Here is a 22871-nt window from a genome sequence, read left to right on the forward strand (position 1 = left end):
ACAAAAAGGCTACTCGTTAGAGTAACCTTGGTAAATAAAATTATATCAGCGATTTTTCCAATTATATCGACCGTAACTCAAATTATATCAGCAATTATTGAAATATATCGACTTACCGACAATGAACGACAAAATCCTCTCGCTATTTGCGGGCATCCTAATGAAACTTCCATTTACCGCTCAAACACAATCCGCTGCTTCGTAATTTCTTCCAATCTTCCGCGATCTACTTCATACTCAGCATCAACGCTTTGCGGCACCATCACTTTCCCGCCCTCAAGCATCACTTCCGGCCAAATAATATCCTGCTCCCAATGTCTACTAGAAGCAGATATATCTCCTGGAATCGTAAAGTTAGGCAATGACGCAAGAGCAACATTTTGCGCTCGTGAAATCCCCATCTCTACCATACCACCGCACCAAACGGGTACGTTATGTTCCATACAATAATTATGGATTTGGATTGATTCTGTTAATCCGCCCACTCGCCCTGGTTTAATGTTCACAATTTGGCAGCTGCCAAGCGTAATCGCAACGCGTGCATCTTCTAAACTATGAATACTTTCATCTAAACAAATCGGCGTTTCAATTTTCTTTTGCAATTCCGCGTGATCAAGAAAATCGTAATCCGCTAACGGTTGTTCAATCATCATTAATTGGAATTCATCTAGTCGTTTCAGCCTCTCCGTATCCCCTAATGTATATGCTGAGTTTGCATCAGCCATTAACGGGATACCTGGGAACTCTTTACGAATCTCTTTCAATAATTCGTAATCATGCTCTGGCTTTATTTTCACTTTAAAGCGCTCGTATCCTTCTTCTGCGTACTTCTCGATTTGTTTTAACATAACCGGAATTGTATTGATCCCAATTACAACGCCGACTTCAATTTCAGACTTCGTTCCGCCAAGCAATGTCGCTAACGATTTCTTTTGACGCTTCGCATATAAATCCCAAACAGCCCCCTCTATTCCGGCTTTTGCCATTCGGTTTCTTTTTATATGTTGAAATAGACCCGGTACCTCATTCGGATGAGAAATTTCAGCCTTTAATAAATCAGGTATTAAAAAGTCTTGCAGTACATGCAGCGCTGTCTTCACCGTTTCTTCCGTATACCACGGTTCAGAGAATGCAACGACTTCCCCAAATCCGATGTACCCGTCCTTATCCTCTAATTCAATAACGATACTCTCACGCTTTTCGTAAGTCCCGTAGCTTGCAGCAAACGGGATTACGAGTGGCATTTCCGTTATATACAGTGTCGCTTTTTTTATTTCCACCTACATCTCCTCCACTAATTGTCTTAACTCTCGTCTTAACAATTTTTTCGAAGCGTTACGTGGTAATTCCTTTAAGAAACATGCTTTCTTCGGCACTTTATATTTCGCTAACTTCTCCTCGCAAAAATGAAGAATTTCTTCTTCTGTTACCGCCCCGCTTTTCACAACAAAAGCAGCTGGTACTTGTCCCCATTTATCGTCAGCCATGCCGACAACGCCAGCTTCCGCTACTGCCGGATGGGAGAGTAACACTTCTTCAATTTGAGCTGGGTATATATTCTCTCCGCCAGAAATAATTAAATCACTGCGGCGATCTAATACGTATAAAAACCCTTCTTCGTCTAAATAACCGAGGTCGCCAGTATGAAGCCATCCGTTTTGAATAGTCTCTCGCGTCGCATCTTCACGGTTAAAGTAACCGCCTGTTACGTTCGGTCCTTTTACTACAATCTCACCTTCCGCAAATGGTGGCACTACTACGCCATCTTTTTCAATACGAAGTTGGCACTGAAATAGTGGTTTTCCAGCTGATCCTACTTTCGTTAACATGTAATCTGCGGATAACGTACAAATTTGCGAAGATGTTTCTGTCATACCGTACGTTTGATATACAGGAATTCCTTTTTCTACACATGCTTCTAATAGTGGTTTTGGCGCTGGTCCTCCGCCAAGTAATATGCATCGTAAAGAAGATGGATATGTCTCTGCCCCAAGTCGCTCTAATAAATCAGTTAACATTTTAGAAACGACAGAAATAATTGTTACTCCTCTCGTTTGAAGTGCTTTATGAATAAAATCAGCATCATATTTCGGAACAAGTAAAATACGCATGCCATACATAATGTTTTTCATTAAAAGAGATAGCCCGCCAACATGGAACATCGGCATGCAGGCTAACCAACAATCATCATCACGAAGTCCTAAATTAAGCGACGAACCGACTGCGCTTGCCCAATGATTGCCGTACGTTAAAATAACGCCTTTCGGTTTGCCTGTCGTCCCAGACGTATAAATAATTGTCATCGCTTCTTCTAAAGAAAACTCTTCTTGTATAGAGGCTTCCTCTTTTGGTCCATTCATCACTTCGGCTAATGAATAAACAGGAACATCTTTAGCATCAAAATCTTGATCCGTTACTAAACAAACAACTTCAGCATCATCCATTTGCCAAAGTAGCTCTTCTCTTGAAAGACGCGTATTTAAAAGCACAGCTACTGCACCTACATAAGATAGGGCGTGAATAACTGTAATCATCTCCATACCATTTTTCATCAGAACAGCCACCTTTTGCCCTCGCTCCACTCCAACATGCGTGAGGTGTTCACAAACAGATACTACTTTTTCATGCAGCTCCATAAAAGTAACTTTCTCTTCCTCTATTTCAATTGCAGTGCGATCTGGTGTTAAAAATGCACGTTGCATTAACCAATTTGGCATCGTCTCCATCATTCATTCTCCTTTCATGAAAGAAAGAGACTTGATATGATATCAAGTCTCTTAGTTGTTTTGTTTCCGGTTTGGTCTTATCCAGCTACAGCAGCTAGAATGCTCGGTGGCTGCTTTCGCTTTTGGTTTCATCCAGCTACAGCGGCTAGAACAGTCGGTCGTTTCACGCCTTCCTACGCCCTCTTGTTCTAAGCAAGCCGCTTCCGCTTTTGGTTTGATCAAGGGAAACGAGGGAATTGACCGAAGTCCGGACTGCGTTTTTCTTTGAATGCGTCACGACCTTCTTTTGCTTCGTCAGTTGTGTAGTACAATAACGTTGCATCTCCAGCTAGTTGTTGAATACCAGCTAGACCGTCTGTGTCTGCGTTGAATGCAGCTTTTAGGAAACGAAGTGCCATTGGGCTGTTTGCTAAAATTTCTTGTGCCCATTGTACTGTTTCTGCTTCAAGCTCTTCTAATGGTACTACAGTGTTTACTAAGCCCATATCAAGTGCTTCTTGAGCGTTGTATTGACGGCATAGGTACCAAATTTCGCGAGCTTTCTTGTGGCCTACCATACGAGCTAAGTAACCAGCTCCGTATCCACCGTCAAAGCTTCCTACTTTAGGACCTGTTTGTCCGAATACAGCGTTGTCTGCAGCGATTGTTAAGTCACATACGATATGAAGTACGTGTCCACCACCGATTGCATAACCTGCTACCATTGCGATAACTGGTTTAGGAATTGCGCGAATTAGACGTTGTAAGTCTAATACGTTTAAACGAGGGATTTGGTCGTCACCTACATATCCACCATGACCGCGAACTTTTTGGTCGCCGCCAGAACAGAATGCACGTCCACCTTCACCTGTTAAAATGATAACGCCAACATTTGCATCATCACGAGCTTGTGCAAAAGCGTCGATTAACTCCATTACCGTTTTAGGACGGAATGCGTTATGTACTTCAGGGCGGTTAATCGAAATCTTTGCGATACCATTGTATGTTGAATAAATAATATCTTCGTAATTGCCTTCTTTTACCCATTCAATAGCCATTACAACTACCTCCTTGTATATTTCTGATCTCCTCTATAAGTGTAACTTCATTCTTAACTGAAAAAAGCATCACTGCATAGTTTTTAGAAATCCCTTTACTATTGTATCAAACTTTTCCGGTTGTTCCACATGAATTGCATGGCCAGCACCATCAATTTTGACAAATTTCGCGTCAGAGATGCATTTTTCAATATTTTTTAATATACGAAAGAACTTTTCATCATACTCTCCGTTCATTAAAAGAACAGGTATTTTTAAGTTTTTCAGCTCATCCCACCATGAAGGCTGAGCCCCCGTTCCCATGCCGCGCAAGCTATTTGCAAGTCCTTTTGGATTGTTAGCAAGTCGTTCTTTTCGCACCGCTTCTTGTACGTTTTTTGCTAAACGTTTTTGCGTTTCAAAAAGCGGAATATTTTCCCACATAGATACAAAACTTTCTATGTCTTCTCGCTCAATTTTATCGGCAAGTCGATCATCTTTTTCACGACGTTCTTTTCTATCTGCTTCGTTTTCGAGCCCAGCTGTACAATTTTCTAATAAAAGAGAGTGTACATAATCTGGATATAGACATGCCATCGTAATCGCCAGTCTTCCTCCCATTGAGTAGCCAAGTATATGTGCTTTTTCAATATGAAGGTAATCTAGTAGTTCTTTCATTTGCAATGCCACATTTCGGATATCATAATGCGCAACATTTTCAGGACTCTCAGTCTTTCCGTGTCCAACAAGATCCACTACAATAACTTGAAACTGCTCACTCCATGAAAAGATAAAAGAACGCCACGTTTCCATGCTTCCCGTAAAACCATGAAGAAGTAGAAGTGGTTCCCCGCTTCCGACTACTTCATATTCATACGATACACCTTGCAGCGTTACGTTCATTTTGATTCACCTTGCAACGATGTAGTAATTACGTCCTGTGTTTTTGCCCATAACGTACGGTGCAATGTTAAGTTTTCATCACGATTCGTACAAATTTCCACAACGTGTAAACCTTCTGTCGTCGTTCCTTTTCGAACTTCTTCTCGGAATTGCTCCCAACCATTTACACGGCTAAATGAACCGCCGTACATTTTGACAACGTGCTCATAATCAAGTCCAATTGGTGTTCCAAATAATGATTCAAAATGTTCCTTTTTCTCATACTGTGGTAAGAATGAGAAAATACCCCCACCATCATTATTTACAACGACAATTGTTATATTTAATTCATGTAATTTCGCTGCTAACAGTCCATTTAAATCGTGATAAAATGATAAATCACCAATTACTAATACAAGTGGGTCGCAAATAACGCTTGCTCCTAGAGCTGTCGAAATGATTCCATCAATACCATTTACACCACGGTTTGCCATCACATGGATGTTTTTATCCGATGTGAAGAAGAATGAGTCTGTATCACGAATTGGCATACTATTGCTCGCAAATAACGTTGCGTCTTCTGGTAATACGCGCACAATATCTGTAATAACCTTTCCTTCAAATGCAGTTTCATATGTTTCCATTTCACGAAGCGTTTCCTTCGTTTTTTCGTTTATATGTTGCCACATTAGGGACCAATCATTCTTTTTCATAACTGGCATTTTTTCTATTAATGCCTTGCAGAATTCAATGTCACTTGCTTGCACAACTTCTGTCGCAACAAGAGCTGGATCTCTCCATTGTCCTGATTCATCGACAACGATATGAACTGCTTTTGTTTGTTTTTTTATGAACTGCGTTAATGATTTAGAAACAGGCATACCACCAAAGCGAATTAAAACGTCCGGTTTCCATGTTTCTTTTAACTTTTCATTTCGTAAAAATGTATCATAACAGTCAATTACCATCGTTTTATCGTGGTGTCCGCTACGAATATTAGAAAGTGGGTCTGCTAATATAGGATAGCCAGTTTTTTCAGCTAGTTGCGTTGCAAACATTGCAATTTCTGCATGACTATCATCTCCACAAATAATAAGCCCCTTTTCCATATGTGAAAGGCGCCCTACAAGAGAATCTACATATTCACTCGGCATCACCGCGTTTCCTTGCTGAACTACTCCTGTATATTCACTACGTCCTTTATCCCATAAGCTTTCTAGTGAGAAATCAGGGATAAGTGGCTCGCGAACTGGAAAATTAAGATGAACAGGACCCTGCGGCGCTAAACAAGCATTTGCTACTATACGCTGCGTCGTCATACGAGCGTAATGATACATCGCTTCACTTGCTTCTGGCAGTGCCATCTCTGTAAATTGTTTCACAAAAGTACCGTATAAATTAAATTGATTCATTGCTTGTGGTGCACCAACATCTCTTAATTCATGCGGTCTATCCGCTGTTAAGACGATAAGTGGGACCCTTGAATGAAAAGCTTCACATACAGCTGGATAATAGTTCGCTGCTGCTGTTCCTGACGTACATAATAATGCTACTGGGCGTTTTTTTGCTTTCGCAATACCAAGCGCGAAAAATCCTGCTGATCTTTCATCCACATGTAAATATGTGTTCATTCCTTCGTGTTGTTCCATTAGTAAAGCAATCGGCGTTGACCGTGAGCCTGGACTAATGACAACATCACATACATCTAGACGCGTCAGTTCATCCACGAACGCGCCTAAATAATATGATAATGCTTCTATATGATTGTTCATTTCATTAATTCCTCCAAAGCACCAAGCATCGGTCTAAACTTCAAACTTGTTTCTTCATATTCAAGCTGCGGGATTGAATCAATTACAATACCACAACCGGCAAATAAGGATGCTTTCTCGCCGTTTAATAATCCGCAGCGCAGCGCAACCGCAAATTCACCATTTCCTTCATCATCTATCCAGCCAATCGGTGCACCATACAACCCTCTGTCTAACAATTCAACATCACGGATCAGTTTCATCGCTTCCAAACGAGGTGTCCCGCCAAGAGCTGGTGTTGGATGTAATTCTTCTACCATTGTTAAAAGACTCGCATCGCCTTTTGCTTCTACAGGCGTATATAAGTGAATTAAGTTTTTCGTTGTTAATAAACCTGGGCTTTCCGGAATATTAACGTATTCGCAATGTTCATTTAGTACCGAGCGGATCATGTTAACAACATACCCATGTTCAGCTAAATTCTTTTCATCATGAAGAAGCGCATTACTATTTCGCTTACTTTCTTCTATAGAATGACCATGACCGATTGAACCCGCAAGACACATCGATGTAAATTTCTCATCTTCTTTGCGAATTAATCTCTCAGGCGTCGCTCCTAAGAAGCATGCTCCTTTATAATCAAAAGAAAATACGTAACAATCCGGTTGACCAATGCGAAGTGCTTCTAAAACAAGAGCAGAATCAATCGACTGATTCATCTCTACTTTTAGTTCCCTCGCCAATACAACCTTCTGCACGTTACCCTGCTTCATCTCATCTTGTACTTTTTCAATTGCTTTCATCCAGCCTTTCGGATCCACTTCTACTTTAGAAATAACAGTCAATTTCGATCCGTTTAGCGCACATTTACTCTCTCCCAAAATCTTCTCTTCTAAAGAAATCATTTCGTTAGAAAGAGTTTCTGCACAATCTGTTGCTGAAACAAATGTATTCATCGTTAACCATGCTTTTTCATTTTTTACAGTTAATAAAAATGCTGGTAGTGAAAATGTCGTATCTTTAAATTCTTTCCATAGGTCCGTTTTCTCTTTTTCTGGATCAAATGAAAAACCACCAAATAAAAGCGGACCCGTTCCAAATTCATATTCATCTCTTTGGACAAATGCATTCTCTTTTACTTTCTCCCACTCGTCGCGAGCGGTTTGAAAGCGCTTATGAGAAGAATTTGCTATAGTGAAAACAGAGCCAATTCCTGCAAATATTACATGCTGAGCCGGGTCTGCAAAATAACATCTATTTTCGAATGAAATCCTTTTTCCTGCTGCATAGAACAGAAGCGGATCCACCCAGTCTATTTGTTTTACAAAACTAACCAATGTTTTTTCGTTAGTTGCACGCTTGATAGCTGCAATAAGAACTTCTTGCAAGCCTTTTTGTTTCGTTTGAATCACAATTGTCTCCCCCCTATGGGCGAAAAATAGTCATAATTACGCTTGATTTTAAGATACACCTCAAACGAAAGGCCTGTCAACGTTTAGCATTTCTGAGAAATTCACCTTCTCTTCCTAGAAAATAAACGTTGACACTAAATGATGCTTTTTCTACACTTAGTTGTGTACAATATGTGACCAAAGGAGGATTCAACATGGAAATGAACGTCAAAACGAATTCCTCTCCTACGGCGCCAAAGCCAAGTAAGCAAACCGGCTGGCGCATCTGGTGGAGTTTACTACGTCCCCATACATTAACAGCAGCTTTCGTGCCTGTTTTCATCGGAACAGCATATTCGATGCAGGTCGGAGGTATAAATCAAATACATCTTCCTCTTTTCCTTATGATGCTTCTTGCTTGTCTTCTCATTCAAGCAGCAACAAACATGTTTAATGAATACTTTGATTATAAAAGAGGACTCGATCACGAAGGTTCAGTTGGTATCGGCGGCGCTATCGTTCGCGATGGCATTCAGCCAAAAACAGTGCTTAACTTAGCATTTGGATTTTTCGGCATCGCAATACTATTAGGTGTTTATATTTGTATGAATTCTAGCTGGTGGCTTGCTGCAATCGGTCTTGTTTGTATGGCTGTTGCTTACCTTTATACAGGTGGCCCACTTCCAATTGCATATACACCATTTGGAGAGTTGACAGCCGGATTATTTATGGGTGTCATTATTATTGGGATTTCATTCTTTATTCAAACTGGAACTGTAACATCAGAAGTCATTTTACTATCTATTCCAAGCTCCATTTTAATTGGTGCCATTTTACTAGCCAATAATATTCGTGACTTGGATGGCGATAAAGAAAACGGTCGTAAAACGTTAGCAATTCTCGTCGGACGTGAGCGAGCTGTTGGTGTACTTGCTTCGATGTTCATCGTTTCCTACATTTGGACAATTGCTTTAATTATCGTGGGCATCGTATCACCATGGATGCTTATCGTATTTTTAAGTGCTCCGAAAGCATTTAAAGCGACGAAAGGCTTTATCGGCAAAAGCATTCCGATGGAAATGGTACCTGCGATGATTGCAACAGCAAAAACAAATACAATCTTCGGTTTCCTAATGGGAATCGGATTATTACTTGGATACTTTCTATAAAAGGAGCTGCTTATGCGGCTCCTTTTTCATATCTAAAATTCATCTCATAATTCCTACTCTCAACGCTCATACTATGTAAAGAAACTGAATTGTAGGAAGGTGGACGACTATGTTAACTCCACAACAAGTAGGTCAATTTAAATCCATTTTAGAAAAACAAAAACAAGAACTAGAGCAAACGATACAAACTCATGAAAATACAGATCGTGCTTCTGAACGTGACTCAGTAGGAGAACTGTCTAGCTATGATAACCATCCAGCTGATATGGCTACAGAGCTATATGAACGTGAAAAAGACTTCGGGCTTATTGAACTTTGGCATAAACAGCTTGATGACACGAAACACGCCTTGCAAAAAATAGAAGCGGGTACGTACGGCATTTGCGAAGTGTCTGGCGAAGAGATTCCATTCGAAAGATTAGAAGCAATGCCGACTGCTACAACATGCGTTCAGCACGCGACAAATAAATTAAACATGGATACGCGTCCAGTTGAAGAGGAAGTGTTATCCCCTTCTTTCCACAAGCATGATGAGGACCATTCTGTTGAGTACGATGCGGAAGATGCGTGGCAAGATGTCGCAAATTACGGAACATCTGAAACGCCGTCTGATTTAGAAAGACAAGATTCAAAAAACTATAATGGCATGTATGTAAATAGTGAAGAAAACGTAGGCTACGTGGAGGATTTTGAAAACTTTATCGGTACGGATATGTACGGGAAAAACCCACAAGTTTTCGCTACAGAAGAGCATGAAGAATATGAACAAATGCTTGATGATTTTGAAGAACGTACCTTCAAAGGTGAATTATCTTCAAATGAATCTAGTTCCAAAGAATAAAAAAAAGCATTCCGAAAATCGGAATGCTTTTTATCGCTAGCTAATTAGTTTTTTGTAACGTTAGCAGCTTGTGGTCCACGGTTACCTTCAACGATTTCGAAAGAAACTTCTTGACCTTCTTCTAAAGTTTTGAATCCGTCACCTTGGATAGCTGAGAAGTGAACGAATACATCGTCTCCACCTTCAACTTCGATGAAACCGAAACCTTTTTCGCTGTTGAACCATTTAACTTTACCTGTTTGCATGTCATGTACCTCCTAAATAAAAATGAAACTATGAATCCACATGAAAAGGTGGATATAAAGGACATGAATGTATAACAAGCTTACAGCCTTTAATTCAACGTGCTTTATTTCCGTACCACATTATGTAGCTCAATAGTGATTTCACTATATCACGCTATATCCAAAACGTCAAATGAGAACACTTTCATTCCACCATTTTTTTATAATTTTAATATAATGTTGAATTTCCATATTCATATATTATCCCGCCATTTGTGGACAGCTTGATTGGCGGGAGCTGATAATCAGTTTTGGCTGGTTCCACTTTATTTGAAAATTAACAAAACTAAAGTATTCTAATCCTATTAAATTCTGTACAATATAAGTATCTATTACATACGAGGTGAAAAAAATGAGAGCACACGAAATCGAGTATAAGTTATATGGCGATGATATGCAGTTTGTTGAAATTGAGTTAGATCCAGAAGAGAGCGTGATCGCAGAAGCTGGCGCAATGATGATGATGGAAGATTACATAGAAATGGAAACAATCTTCGGTGATGGTTCTGGCCCATCTGGAGGTTTATTCGGAAAATTAATGGGCGCTGGTAAACGTCTCGTTACAGGCGAAAGTATGTTTATGACTGTATTTACAAATACAGGTCACGGCAAGCGCCACGTCTCATTTGCTGCTCCTTATCCTGGTAAAATTATTCCTGTAGATTTAACAGAGTATCAAGGAAAAGTAGTTTGTCAAAAAGATGCCTTTCTTTGTGCCGCAAAAGGTGTTTCCATCGGAATTGAATTTACGAAAAAAATAGGAACTGGTTTCTTCGGTGGTGAAGGTTTCATCATGCAGAAACTTGAAGGTGATGGCCTTGCTTTCATGCACGCAGGTGGAACTGTATATAAACGTGAATTAAAACCTGGTGAGAAACTTCGCATTGATACAGGTTGTCTCGTTGCTATGACAAAAGACATTAACTATGATGTCGAGTTCGTTGGTAAAGTAAAAACAGCTCTATTTGGCGGCGAGGGTTTATTCTTCGCAACATTAGAAGGTCCTGGAACAGTTTGGATTCAGTCCTTAACACTTAGCCGCTTAGCAGCACGCCTTACAAGCCCAGCAGCGCAAAGTACTGGCGAAGGTAGTGTATTAGGTGGACTTGGTCGTTTATTAGATGGGAAAGAGTAAACTGTGCCCTTATGTAGGCATGGCCATCAACTAATAAAATAATAAAATTAAAACACCCTTGCTTGCAGTAATGCAGTGAAAGGGTGTTTTAATTTACGTCTACAAACGAGAAAAAGCAGTTAAAATAAAGTAATAAGGTTTACTTCAGGAAAATAAGGTATATTATATTTGTTGAATAGATTCTCTTTAGAGACAAGAAAAGTAGGTGAACAAAGTGGGAAAATATCAATTGGATTCCAAAAGTCAGGTAGCTGTGGCAAAGTTCCATGAAAAACAGAAACCTGCCAAATTTGATAAAAAGCAGCAACTTGAAAAATTGCGTACGGAGTATTTGAAAAAGAAGCAAAAACAAACAGATAAATAATACGTTTTGTTTTTCAAATTTTTCTGTATATAGTGTAAACAAACATAAGAAAATAGGTAAGTTATTCATCGTTCAAATATATACAGACTATTTTTTCAAACCTCTTACTTATGCAACTAACGTATGCGTCAGTTCATTAAGAATAACTAAAAAAGTCGATTCCTTGAGATGAAAAAGAGTAAACAGTGCCCTTATTGAACTGCACCCCAATTGTTAGACACCGTCTAACAATTGGAGGTGCAGTTTTTTATGACTAAATTTAATTCAGAACAGAAAATAAATGCTGTAATACGTTATCAAAATGGAAATGAAAGTATATGGGATATTGCGAAATCATTTGGTGCGAATTATGAAGTCGTTCGGATGTGGGTAAAGCAATTTGAATCTCACGGAATACATGCATTTAAAAAAGGCTATACATCCTATTCCATGGAGTATAAACTAGACGTACTTAATTATATGAATGAGAATGGGACGTCTCCAAATGAAACAGCCGTTATTTTTAATATTTCTTCACCTGCACTTATTAGAAAATGGCGCACTCAATTACGTACAAAAGGAATAGACGCCCTTGCATCAAAGAAGAAGGGGCGTCTATCCATGACTAAAAAAAATCCAAAATCAATCCAAAATCAAACACCAGCTGAAGGATCAGTTGAGGAGCTACAAGCTGAGTTAGAGCGTTTACGTATGGAGAATGCTTATTTAAAAAAGTTGAATGCCTTAGTTCAAAACAAAGAAAAATCACCAAACAAGACAAATCACAAGTAGTCTATGAACTGAGGAACGATTTTTCGGTGAAAGCACTTCTGAAATTAGCAGAGATCCCACGCAGCACGTACTATTACTGGGTAAAAAACTTCAATCGCTCAGATAAAGATAGAGAATTAAAAAACTTAATTCAAACGATTTATGACGAGCACGAAGGTCGCTATGGATACCGTCGTATTCGTGATGAATTGACGAATCAAGGACACAAAGTCAACCATAAAAAAGTTCAACGAATCATGAAAGAGCTAGGTTTGAAGAGCCTAGTTCGTATGAAAAAATATCGCTCTTATAAAGGGAAAGTAGGTAAGATTGCGCCAAATATTTTAGACCGCAACTTTATAGCTGAAAAGCCTAACGAAAAGTGGGTTACAGACATAACAGAATTTAAATTATTCGGCGAGAAGCTCTATCTATCACCGATGTTAGATTTATTTAATGGGGAGATTATTGCTTATACAATCGGTTCAAAACCAACCTATTCACTTGTTTCGAAAATGTTAGAGAAGTCCTTTCAACGATTAACAAAAGAAGATGAACTCTTGATTCACTCGGATCAAGGTTGGCAGTATCAAATGAAGAAGTATCGTCATGCCCTACAAGAACATAAAATTACTCAAAGTATGTCTCGCAAAGGGAACTGTTACGATAATGCGGTTATTGAAAGTTTCTTTGGTATTATGAAATCTGAATTTCTTTATCTCAAAGATTTTGAGAGTATAGAACACTTTAAACAAGAATTTGAAAAATATATCGATTATTATAATCACAAACGAATTAAAGCAAAATTAAAGGGCGTGAGTCCAGTACAATACCGAATTCACGCCCTAACAGCCGCTTAATGAAATAACGTGTCTAACTTTATGGGGTCAGTTCATATCAGGCACTGTTTTATTTTGACGTTATAATTTCCTCCACTGATTTAGATAAGCGATACAAGCTATTCCCCACCTCCAAAAGAATGAATCAAGTTCCTCACTGCATATATTAAACTATACTTTTTCTTAAGGAGGGCTTCCTTAATGCGTACTCCTTTATCCTTTGATAAAGACACTGCCATACTGTTAGCTTCTTGTTGTGAGTTAACGTATGAACAATATAAACAAAATGGCATTTTCGAAATACCAGATGGTTTTCAATATGTACAAGGGTTTCAAGGAAAGGCCATTCAAACAACAGAATGGTTCGGATTTATATTAGAATCTGAGGATACAATTATTGTTGCCTTCAGAGGCACTCAAACAGACCCCGATTGGATTATTGATTCTCTCGTCAATCAAAAACCTTATCCTTATGCTTTAAATGGCGGAAATGTCCATAACGGTTTTCTCTCTATTTATGAGTCTTGTCGTGATTCTATTATGGATATGCTCGTATCATTGCCAGCACATAAAAAACTGCTAGCTACTGGGCATAGTCTAGGTGGCGCGCTTGCCACATTACACATATTAGATGCACGTATAAATACTGCCTTCGCACAGTATGGACTTTATACATTCGCTTCTCCAAAAGTAGGAGATATCGCTTTTCGAAATTATTATAAACTACAAGTAGCTAGTAGCTTTCGTTTCGTCAACTTGTTCGATGTCGTCCCACTTCTCCCTCCCCGAAACATAAATTTTAATGATCATGATTGGGAGTATGCACACGTCCATCACAACATGACATTTACAAAAAACACAAAATCCATTACAAATAATCATTCCATTACAACATACAAAACATGTCTGACTTCTCATTTTTAACCAGTAAACAATTGGAAATAAAATATTCGTATACTATAATAATGTATGAAGTTATTTTTGGATGAGGGGACCTTACATGTTAAAATTTATCTTCGCACTTTTTCTTATTGTAATTCTTACGGTTACAGGTTTCTTTACATTTTCATACTTTGCGACAGGAGAGTATGATGGGGCAGGTATCATATATACCACTGTTCCATTTCTTTCTTAAGCAAAATAAATAAAACGAGCTTAATTTTATTAAGCCCGTTTTATTTATTAATATCCATTTCGGTTGGTAAATCGATAATATATCTCCCAATATAGCAACCTCTTTAAAACTGTTTAACTGCATTACCGATACCCCAAATTTCATTACTGTACTGCAAAATTGTTCGATCGCTCGCAAAATGACCAGACTGTGCAATATTTAAAATCGACATTTCTAGCCACTTCGTTCGGTTCTCATAAGCTCTACCGACAGCCTCTTGTCTTTCAGCATATGGACCAAAATCTCGCAGAACGAAATATTCATCGTTTTGAATAACGAGAGAATCGTAAATCGCTTCAAATTCAGCTCCCGATTGTGCAAAGAAACCATTTGTTAATTGATCAACTACTTTTTTAATGTGCCTATTGTGGTGATAATAATCACTTGCACGATACCCACCATTTTGATAGTAATGAAGAACCTCTTCGGCTGTTAAACCGAAAATAAAACAGTTATCCTCACCGACCCGGTCTTTTATTTCAACGTTAGCACCGTCTAGCGTTCCGAGTGTAATCGCACCATTCATCATAAATTTCATATTACCTGTTCCCGATGCTTCTTTACTCGCCGTTGAAATTTGTTCACTTACATCCGCTGCTGGGAATATATCTTCAGCTAAAGAAACTCGATAGTTTTCTAGAAAGATAACTTTCATATATTGACTGACATACGGGTCATTATTTACTTTTCTTGCGAGTTCATTTATTAATTTAATAATTTTTTTCGCGTAATAATAGCCAGGTGATGCTTTCGCTCCAAAAATAAAAGTACGCGGATAAAATGTAAAACTAGCATCCTCTTTCAAACGGTTATACAAATATAAAATATGAAGAACATTTAATAATTGTCGTTTATAAGCATGTAATCTTTTCACTTGCACATCAAAAATAGAATTTGGATCAATGGTAATCCCCATTGTATTATGAATACGCTCCGCTAAAATCTCTTTACGCTCTTGTTTTACCTCTGCAAATTTCTCTTGGAAACTCGCATCATATTGAACTAATTGTAGCTCTTGAAGCTTAATCGGTTCTTTCTTCCACTCCGTTCCAATCGCCTCTGAAATGAGATTTGTTAACTGTGGATTTGCTTTCATAAGCCAGCGCCTATGAGCAATTCCATTCGTCTTATTATTAAACTTATCTGGATAAAATTCATAAAACAATCGCATTTCCCGCTGCTTTAATATTTCCGTATGAATTTTTGCTACACCGTTTACGCTATGGCTACCGACAATCGCTAAATGAGCCATTTTCACAAGGTCATGTGCAATAATCGCCATTGCTTCAATACGATCCCACTCATGCGGATACTGTTCCCACAGTTCATGACAGAAACGTTCATTAATCTCTTCAATAATCATATAAATTCTCGGTAATAACGGTTTAAAAATGTGAATTGGCCACTTTTCGAGCGCTTCTGATAACGTCGTATGATTCGTATAAGAAATCGTCTGCGTCGTTATGTGCCAAGCTTCTTCCCATGCTAACTTTTCTTCGTCTAGTAAAATACGCATCAGTTCCGGAATTGCTAAAACCGGATGTGTATCGTTAATGTGGATCGCAATTTTTTCATGTAGTTGACGAAGGTCACCATATCTTTCTCTATGCATTCGAACGATATTTTGCAAACTTGCTGATACGAGGAAATACTGTTGTTTTAAACGAAGTATTTTTCCCTCATCATGCGTATCATCTGGATATAAAAACTCCGATACAGCCTCTGTTTCACGCTTATATTTCAAAATATCTTTGCAGTTTTGCGGGAAAGGAACTGGTTCAGCATTCCAAAGTCTAAGTGTATTTACAGTACTCGTCTCATAGCCAACTACCGGCACATCATATGGCACGGCCATAATGACTTCTGCATTTGTATGCCTAAACTCTAAACGCCCGTCAATTTCTAGCGGTTCAACACTGCCGAAATAACTTACTTCTACAGCTTGATCATACCTTCTTACTTCCCATACGTTTTCATGAAGAAGCCACTGTTCTGGAAATTCAACTTGATAACCATCAACAATTTTCTGATCAAACAAACCATGTTTATAACGAATTCCACAGCCGTGTCCTGGTAAGTTTAAAGATGCGAGTGAATCGAGAAAACAGGCTGCTAAGCGTCCAAGCCCACCATTACCAAGGCCTGCATCTGCTTCCACTTCTTCTAACTCTTGTAATGAAATCCCTAGTTCAGATAACCCCTGCTCGCATACATCTCGAATACCTAAATTCAAGATGTTACTTCCAAGCAAACGTCCAAGCAAAAACTCAATAGACAAGTAATACATTTGCTTTTGCTCTCCGGATCGATAACTCTCGTTCGTTGCAATCCATTGACTATTCATATACTCACGTACCATATGGCCAAGCGTATTATATTGATCACGAGTTGTAGAATCTTTAAAACTTTTACCATACATCGTCTCTAACTTTTCTAGAAAAGTTGATTTAAAACTTTCAACATGAGTAAACATTTTTTCACCACCTACATGTTATTCCATGAGACTTTTATACAATTCCTTATAAGCAAGAGCCGATTGCTCCCAGCTATAATCTTCAGTCATCGCTTGTTTTACAAGCTGCTCCCACACTGGTTTATCATGATAGAATTCAATTGCACGATGAATCGTATGCAGCATGTCATGTGCATTAAAATTCGTGAAACTGAAACCATTTCCTTCTCCAGTTTCTTCATCATAAGAATGTACCGTGTCGTTTAACCCACCTGTTTCTCTTACAATTGGAATCGTACCGTATGCTAATGCGATAAGTTGTCCAAGTCCACACGGTTCAAACAGCGATGGCATTAAAAACAAATCGCTTCCCGCATACACTTGGTGAGCTAATTCTTCATTAAATCCGATATAAACTTTTACCTTCTCCGGATACTCATATGCCATCCACTCAAAGAATTGCTCATATTCCGAATCACCTGAACCTAAAATAATACATTGTACATCTTCTTCCATTATTTCGCGGAATACAGTACGTACTAAATCAAGACCTTTTTGCTTCGTTAATCTCGTTACCATTGAAATAATTGGTGTATCCTCTTTTTCTGGCAAACCAAAATAACGCTGCAAGGCGCGTTTATTTTCACTCTTTTCATATAATGACTCTGCATCATACTGGGCCTTAATATACGAATCCGTTTCTGGATTATATACGCTCGTATCAATACCATTTACAATGCCGCTAAGCTTATCATTATATTTTCGCAGTAATCCATCTAACTTCTCACCGAAAAATTCATATTGAATTTCTTCTTTATACGTCGGGCTCACCGCTGTAATTTGATCCGAAGCAATAATACCACCTTTCATAAAGTTTACGTTTCCATAAAACTCTAGCTGCTCACTATGAAAATATTCATCACCAAGCTCTAACAAGTCGTACATCACTTCAGGAGGAAATACACCTTGGAACTGCAAGTTATGAATCGTATATACCGTTTTAATACGCTCATATAACGGGTTATCTTGATACTTTTCACGAAGTAAGAAATTAACCATAGCCGTATGCCAATCATGGCTATGAAGAACATCCACTTCAAAATCAAGGTGCGGAATACACTCTAACACTGCTTTTGAGAAATAAGAAAAACGCTCTCCGTCATCGTAATGACCATACAGATAATCTCTCTTAAAATAATATTCATTATCTATTAAGTAATACGTAATTCCGTCTTGCTCACCTTTTAAAATTCCACAATATTGATTTCTCCACCCAAGAGGGACGTTAATTACTTTATGTAACGTACATCCATCTCTTAACTTTTGCGGAATGAGACTATAATTCGGAAGTATAATACGAACGTCCACTCCTAATTTTTTTAGCTCTTTTGGGAGCGCACCCGCTACATCAGCTAATCCTCCCGATTTCACAAACGGTACACATTCTGATACTGCAAATAAAATATTCACTTGTTGTCCCACTGCGCGAAAAGTTTTTATTACTCCTCTTGCAGCTTCCTCCCTTCGAGTTTTCATTTAAATTAAAACTTTAATCAGTGGAGGAAAAAGCCCCCACTGATTCTTTAGGAATAACTATTAATCGTACTGTTTTGTACGCTTCCTTTTTCTACAACATACGGCTCATCGGCGCTTCCTTTTAATACGACACCGTCGCCAATTTTCACGTCTTTATCAATAATAACACCGTCTATTATACAGTTATCTCCAATTTGGCTCTTTTGCATAATAATACTGTTACGAATAATTGAACCTTTTCCAATTTTAACCGAACGGGAAACAACACTGTTTTCGACTTCCCCTTCAATAATACTGCCATTTGCAATCATTGTATTTTTCACGACTGCACCCTTTAAATAACGAGTTGGTGGCTCATCTTTTACTTTCGTAAAGATCGGTGCTTCTTTCTTAAATAATTGCTTCCAAATAGCAGGTTGCAAAATTTCTAAGCTATGTTTATAGTAACTTTCAATCGAGTCAATAATTGCTACATATCCAGTATGTTCATATGTAGCAATGTGTAATGATTTCCCGCGCTTTTCTCTCACTACATCAAATAAACTGTATTGTTCCACACCTTTATATGACTCAAATAAGTCTAACAATAATTGTTTCTTTAACACGTATGTTTGAAGCGAAACCCCTTTATGGCAAACTTCTGTAATATCAGCTGCCGTATGTATATGTCGCTCTAACACCGCTTGAAAATTTAATGCTGTTACGAGATGGCTATTCGTAATAACAACGTACTCTTCTCTGCTTCTTAGAAAATAATCAATATGTCTTCTAAAGTGTGCAAAAGACCCAAATTCATCTTGGTCACATTGGCAGTTTGGCGGGAATAAAAATAGTCCGTCTCGTTTTCTATCTAAATCCCACTGTTTTCCTGAACCAACATGGTCCATTAACGAACGATTTTTATGGCTTGTAAAAACTGCCACACTATGAATACTAGAATTCACCATATTTGAAAGCATGAAATCAATGAGTCGATAACGGCCCCCAAACGGTAACGCCGCTAGTGAACGATGCCCTGTTACTTTCTTTAAGGAAGGAAAACTTCCCGTTGCATTAATAATTCCTAACATTTTTTCTCCCATTCATTTCATCCCCCTTTTCTATTTCCCTTCAGCAATTAATACTACATCGTCAACATTCTTTTCTGGACGAATGATTGTTCCATCTTCGATAACCATTTCTGATCCAACAATCGCTCTTTCAATCACAACATTTTTACCAATCTTAGCCCCTGGCATAACGACAGAATCAATCACCATACTTCCTTCTTCCACCGTCACTCCTTGGAATAACACAGAATGCTTCACGTCCCCTTCAATGACGCATCCTTCGTTAATAAGCGATTCTTCTACTTTCGCCTTTTCAGCAATATATTGAGGCGGCTCGTTTGGATTGACAGAGTAAATACGCCAATTACGATCGTTTAAATTCAGTGATGTTTCATCGCGAAGCAAATCCATATTCGCTTCCCATAAGCTCTTCACCGTTCCAACATCTTTCCAATATCCTTCAAACGGATACGCCATTAACTTCTTCCCTTCATCCAATAAAAGCGGAAGTACGTCTTTTCCGAAATCGTTACTAGATTCAGGGTTTCTTGCATCCATCTCTAAATACTCTTTCAAAATTGACCAATTAAAAATATAGATTCCCATTGATGCAAGATTACTTCTTGGAAATTGTGGTTTCTCTTCAAACTCAACAATCTCCATTTCTTCATTTGTATTCATAATGCCAAAGCGACTCGCTTCATCCCAAGGTACTTCAATAACAGAAATGGATACGTCCGATTCTTTCTCAATATGGTAATCTAGCATCTTACTGTAATCCATTTTATAAATATGGTCGCCTGATAAAATAAGAACATACTCTGGTTCATATTGACTTAAATAGTTTAAGTTTTGATAAATGGCACTTGCCGTACCTGTGTACCACTTCACACCTGAAGACTCCGCATAAGGAGGTAATACTGTGACTCCACCGCTTACTCGGTCTAAATCCCATGCATTGCCGATTCCGATATAATTATGAAGTTCTAGTGGTTGATATTGCGTTAAAATCCCAACCGTTTCAATACCAGAATTTGCGCAGTTACTTAGCGTAAAATCAATAATGCGATATTTACCACCAAATGGAACAGCTGGCTTGGCTAAATTTTTTGTTAATGCACTTAATCGACTACCTTTTCCCCCTGCTAGTAACATTGCTACGCACTTTTGTTTTTGAGCCATCTTGTTTTTTGCTCCCCTTTCTCGTCTTCACTGGTCGTAATATGGATACGCCAAATGGTGGAATTGTAATCTCTACATGTGCTGCTTGATTATGGTACGGTTCTAGAATCGTCTTAAGACGTTTCTTATTCACTTGCCCCGAACCGCCATATTGCTGTGCATCACTGTTTAAAATCTCGTTATAATACTCGAAATCTGGTACACCTACTTTATAGTTTTCATATGTAGCTTTCGTAAAATTACATACGATAACTAACGCATCCTCTTGTTTATCCCCTTGGCGGATAAACGAGAAAATACTTTGCTCGTTATTATTAGCATCAATCCACTGAAAACCTTCAGGCGAATGATCAAGCTGCCAAAGTGGTTTTGAGCGCTTATACAATGCTATGAGCTCTTTAAAGTAATCATGCATATAACGATGCATTTCAAAATCATGTAAATTCCAATCTAAATCTTCAAGGTCTTTCCACTCATCAAACTGTCCGAATTCCCCTCCCATGAAAAGTAATTTCTTTCCTGGGTGAGTAAAGAAATATCCATATAATAAACGAAGCTGAGCAAACTTATCCCAGTAATCACCTGGCATTTTATTTAATAACGACTTTTTCCCATGAACGACTTCATCATGAGAAAGCGGTAATATGAAGTTTTCAGAGTACGCATATAGCAAAGAAAACGTCATTTTCTCATGAATGTGTTTCCTATATTCAGGCGCACACTCCATATATTTCAGCACGTCATTCATCCAGCCCATGTTCCATTTGTAATTGAATCCAAGCCCACCTTCATACGTTGGAGTTGTTACAAGTGGCCAAGCTGTTGAATCTTCTGCCGTCATAAGAAAATCTTCATCCTCTGCAAACACTGCTTCATTTAACTCTCTTAAAAATGAAACAGCATGCTCATTACTTTGCTCTTGTCCTTCTTTATTCCAGTACAACATGTTCGCAACTGCATCTACTCTGAAACCATCAATATGGAAATATCTCATCCAAAATAACGCATTTGAAATTAAGAAATTACGTACCTCTCTCTTTCCTAAATCAAAATTGACAGTTCCCCATACTGGATTTTCTTGTACATCTTTATCTTTATATTCATAGGTCGGTGTGCCATCAAACAAATATAAACCGTGAGCATCTTTACAAAAATGCCCCGGCACCCAATCTAAAATGACACCGATTCCATATTTATGACATTCGTCGACAAAATACATTAAATCATGCGGTGTACCAAATCTACTCGTCGCTGCATAATATCCCGTTCCTTGATATCCCCAAGAACGATCATATGGATGCTCAACAAGCGGCATAATTTCAATATGTGTAAATTGATGTTCCACCACATATGGAATGAGTTCTTCTACCATTTCCCTGTAAGAATACAGTGTTCCATCTTCTTTCTTTTTCCAAGAACCAAAATGCAATTCATAAACTGTCATCGCTTCTTTATAAATCGATTTTTTCTTTTTCTTACGAGTCCAGTTTTTATCATTCCATTCATATCCCTTTATATCAAAAACTACAGATGCCGTATTCGGTCTTACTTCTGCATATACAGCATACGGATCTGCCTTTAAAATGACGTCACCAGCCAACGTTTCAATCGCATATTTATATATTTCTCCTTCTTCAATATGCGGTATAAACAAGGACCAAATGCCTTCTTCTGTCACTTGTAGCATTTTATGTTGCTCATAATCCCACTCATTAAAATCTCCAACAACACTCATTGCTTTCGCATGAGGAGCCCACACTGTAAATCGTACCCCTTGAATCTCACCTTCCGTCACAACATGTGCGCCAAAGATGTTATAACTTTTATAGTACTTTTCTGTATGAAACTCATCTCGTTTCACTTCTTCACAATTTATTACACTCAATATGCTCACCTCACTTAGATGACAGAATTTTTTATACTTTAACTATTTCTGCGAAAAACTGCAATATCCTTGTTAATTTATAAAAAACATTCGTTTTTTTCTTAAAAATGTTAGTTTTCCTTCACATTTCCGTGTAAAATATCGAATTTTGACGAATATTCATTGAAAACGCTTTATTATTCTTCTATATTTTTACCAATTATTTTTTCTCAACCTTTATTTTATTATGTCTATCCTATTTTTCATGCTATTTTCCACTCAAAATCAAAACAAAATAATCTGTCATAAAAAAATGTTTCTCAATATTTTTTGTCACAATTTTATTGAAATGCGAAATTCATAAGCATATACTTGTTCTCAATAAAGAACATCGATCTTTCGTAACTACAATTCATAGCGGACTACTATGTTTACTTATTTATCCTTGTTGCGAACGGTTGCTATA

Annotated in this window: 20 protein-coding genes; 8 read left to right on the forward strand and 12 right to left on the reverse strand. The window is 38.1% G+C overall.

All coding sequences use genetic code 11. The features are described from left to right. Positions 1-173 precede the first annotated feature (173 nt). Together menC and C3Y97_RS24555 are read right to left on the reverse strand one after the other, a co-directional pair. Positions 174-1280 carry an o-succinylbenzoate synthase gene (gene menC, locus C3Y97_RS24550; RefSeq protein WP_000403301.1) on the reverse strand — a complete coding sequence of 369 codons (1107 nt, stop codon included), beginning with the start codon at positions 1278-1280 and terminating at the stop codon, positions 174-176. Beyond that, a complete protein-coding gene (locus C3Y97_RS24555; RefSeq protein ID WP_000449571.1) occupies positions 1281-2726 on the reverse strand; it encodes an o-succinylbenzoate--CoA ligase in 1446 nt (481 codons plus the stop codon). It abuts the gene before it with no gap. Positions 2727-2762: 36 nt separating this feature from the next. Here C3Y97_RS24555 and C3Y97_RS27940 point away from each other — a divergent pair, with 36 nt between their 5' ends. After that, on the forward strand, positions 2763-2918 hold the full coding sequence (locus tag C3Y97_RS27940) for a hypothetical protein (protein WP_168732381.1): 156 nt from the start codon (positions 2763-2765) through the stop codon (positions 2916-2918). 26 nt (positions 2919-2944) lie between these two features. Here the strand turns inward: C3Y97_RS27940 and menB are convergent, their stop codons facing one another. From menB to C3Y97_RS24575, 4 genes are all read right to left on the reverse strand, one after another. Continuing rightward, positions 2945-3763, reverse strand: coding sequence for a 1,4-dihydroxy-2-naphthoyl-CoA synthase (gene menB, locus C3Y97_RS24560; RefSeq protein ID WP_000963881.1), 819 nt, complete (start codon positions 3761-3763; stop codon positions 2945-2947). 69 nt (positions 3764-3832) lie between these two features. After that, positions 3833-4645, reverse strand: coding sequence for a 2-succinyl-6-hydroxy-2,4-cyclohexadiene-1-carboxylate synthase (gene menH, locus C3Y97_RS24565; RefSeq protein WP_001103345.1), 813 nt, complete (start codon positions 4643-4645; stop codon positions 3833-3835). Then, positions 4642-6396, reverse strand: coding sequence for a 2-succinyl-5-enolpyruvyl-6-hydroxy-3-cyclohexene-1-carboxylic-acid synthase (menD, locus tag C3Y97_RS24570; RefSeq protein WP_001059195.1), 1755 nt, complete (start codon positions 6394-6396; stop codon positions 4642-4644). The genes menH and menD overlap by 4 nt, the downstream gene beginning before the upstream one ends. Then, positions 6393-7787, reverse strand: a complete 1395-nt coding sequence (locus C3Y97_RS24575) for an isochorismate synthase (protein ID WP_000616739.1) — start codon at positions 7785-7787, stop codon at positions 6393-6395. Before C3Y97_RS24575 ends, menD begins: the two co-directional genes overlap by 4 nt. Before the next feature lie 194 nt (positions 7788-7981). Here C3Y97_RS24575 and C3Y97_RS24580 point away from each other — a divergent pair, with 194 nt between their 5' ends. Next, on the forward strand, positions 7982-8935 hold the full coding sequence (locus tag C3Y97_RS24580; protein ID WP_000425770.1) for a 1,4-dihydroxy-2-naphthoate polyprenyltransferase: 954 nt from the start codon (positions 7982-7984) through the stop codon (positions 8933-8935). Positions 8936-9044: 109 nt separating this feature from the next. Continuing rightward, complete coding sequence (locus C3Y97_RS24585; RefSeq protein WP_071740500.1) at positions 9045-9776, forward strand: yteA family sporulation protein; 732 nt, start codon at positions 9045-9047, stop codon at positions 9774-9776. A 44-nt stretch (positions 9777-9820) separates the two neighbouring features. Here C3Y97_RS24585 and cspD read toward each other — a convergent pair whose 3' ends face one another. Further along, positions 9821-10021, reverse strand: coding sequence for a cold-shock protein CspD (cspD, locus tag C3Y97_RS24590; RefSeq protein WP_001193054.1), 201 nt, complete (start codon positions 10019-10021; stop codon positions 9821-9823). A 391-nt stretch (positions 10022-10412) separates the two neighbouring features. Between cspD and C3Y97_RS24595 the strand changes: the two genes are divergently transcribed. From C3Y97_RS24595 to C3Y97_RS28295, 5 genes are all read left to right on the forward strand, one after another. Then, entirely contained in the window at positions 10413-11195 is a 783-nt protein-coding gene (locus C3Y97_RS24595; RefSeq protein ID WP_001201257.1) for a TIGR00266 family protein, read from the forward strand. Between the two features lie 214 nt (positions 11196-11409). Then, a complete protein-coding gene (locus C3Y97_RS27945) occupies positions 11410-11559 on the forward strand; it encodes a hypothetical protein (RefSeq protein ID WP_000521639.1) in 150 nt (49 codons plus the stop codon). Positions 11560-11808: 249 nt separating this feature from the next. Next, positions 11809-13169, forward strand: a protein-coding gene (locus C3Y97_RS24600; RefSeq protein ID WP_136363522.1) for an IS3 family transposase whose coding sequence is annotated in 2 segments (ribosomal slippage) — positions 11809-12265 and positions 12265-13169 — 1362 coding nt in all. Because the reading frame shifts where the segments join, the coding sequence is not laid out codon by codon here. Between the two features lie 180 nt (positions 13170-13349). Continuing rightward, entirely contained in the window at positions 13350-14072 is a 723-nt protein-coding gene (locus C3Y97_RS24605; protein ID WP_001260111.1) for a lipase family protein, read from the forward strand. A gap of 76 nt (positions 14073-14148) precedes the next feature. Beyond that, complete coding sequence (locus C3Y97_RS28295; protein ID WP_281992284.1) at positions 14149-14283, forward strand: hypothetical protein; 135 nt, start codon at positions 14149-14151, stop codon at positions 14281-14283. Between the two features lie 103 nt (positions 14284-14386). On the opposite strand, the gene glgP is transcribed toward C3Y97_RS28295, so the two are convergent. The 5 genes from glgP to glgB all read right to left on the reverse strand — a co-directional run bounded on the left by glgP (position 14387) and on the right by glgB (position 22426). Beyond that, positions 14387-16795 (reverse strand): glycogen phosphorylase, encoded by a 2409-nt coding sequence (gene glgP / locus C3Y97_RS24610; RefSeq protein ID WP_000494106.1) that lies wholly within the window; start codon positions 16793-16795, stop codon positions 14387-14389. Positions 16796-16813: 18 nt separating this feature from the next. After that, positions 16814-18244 (reverse strand): glycogen synthase GlgA, encoded by a 1431-nt coding sequence (gene glgA / locus C3Y97_RS24615; protein ID WP_136363743.1) that lies wholly within the window; start codon positions 18242-18244, stop codon positions 16814-16816. A gap of 113 nt (positions 18245-18357) precedes the next feature. Continuing rightward, entirely contained in the window at positions 18358-19392 is a 1035-nt protein-coding gene (glgD, locus tag C3Y97_RS24620) for a glucose-1-phosphate adenylyltransferase subunit GlgD (RefSeq protein ID WP_000504171.1), read from the reverse strand. An 18-nt stretch (positions 19393-19410) separates the two neighbouring features. After that, positions 19411-20541, reverse strand: a complete 1131-nt coding sequence (gene glgC, locus C3Y97_RS24625) for a glucose-1-phosphate adenylyltransferase (RefSeq protein WP_000057619.1) — start codon at positions 20539-20541, stop codon at positions 19411-19413. Continuing rightward, positions 20489-22426 carry a 1,4-alpha-glucan branching protein GlgB gene (gene glgB, locus C3Y97_RS24630; protein WP_000111414.1) on the reverse strand — a complete coding sequence of 646 codons (1938 nt, stop codon included), beginning with the start codon at positions 22424-22426 and terminating at the stop codon, positions 20489-20491. The genes glgC and glgB overlap by 53 nt, the downstream gene beginning before the upstream one ends. Between the last annotated feature and the right edge of the window lie 445 nt (positions 22427-22871).

This window comes from Bacillus sp. DU-106, from assembly GCF_004799705.1.
Classification (GTDB): domain Bacteria; phylum Bacillota; class Bacilli; order Bacillales; family Bacillaceae_G; genus Bacillus_A; species Bacillus_A cereus.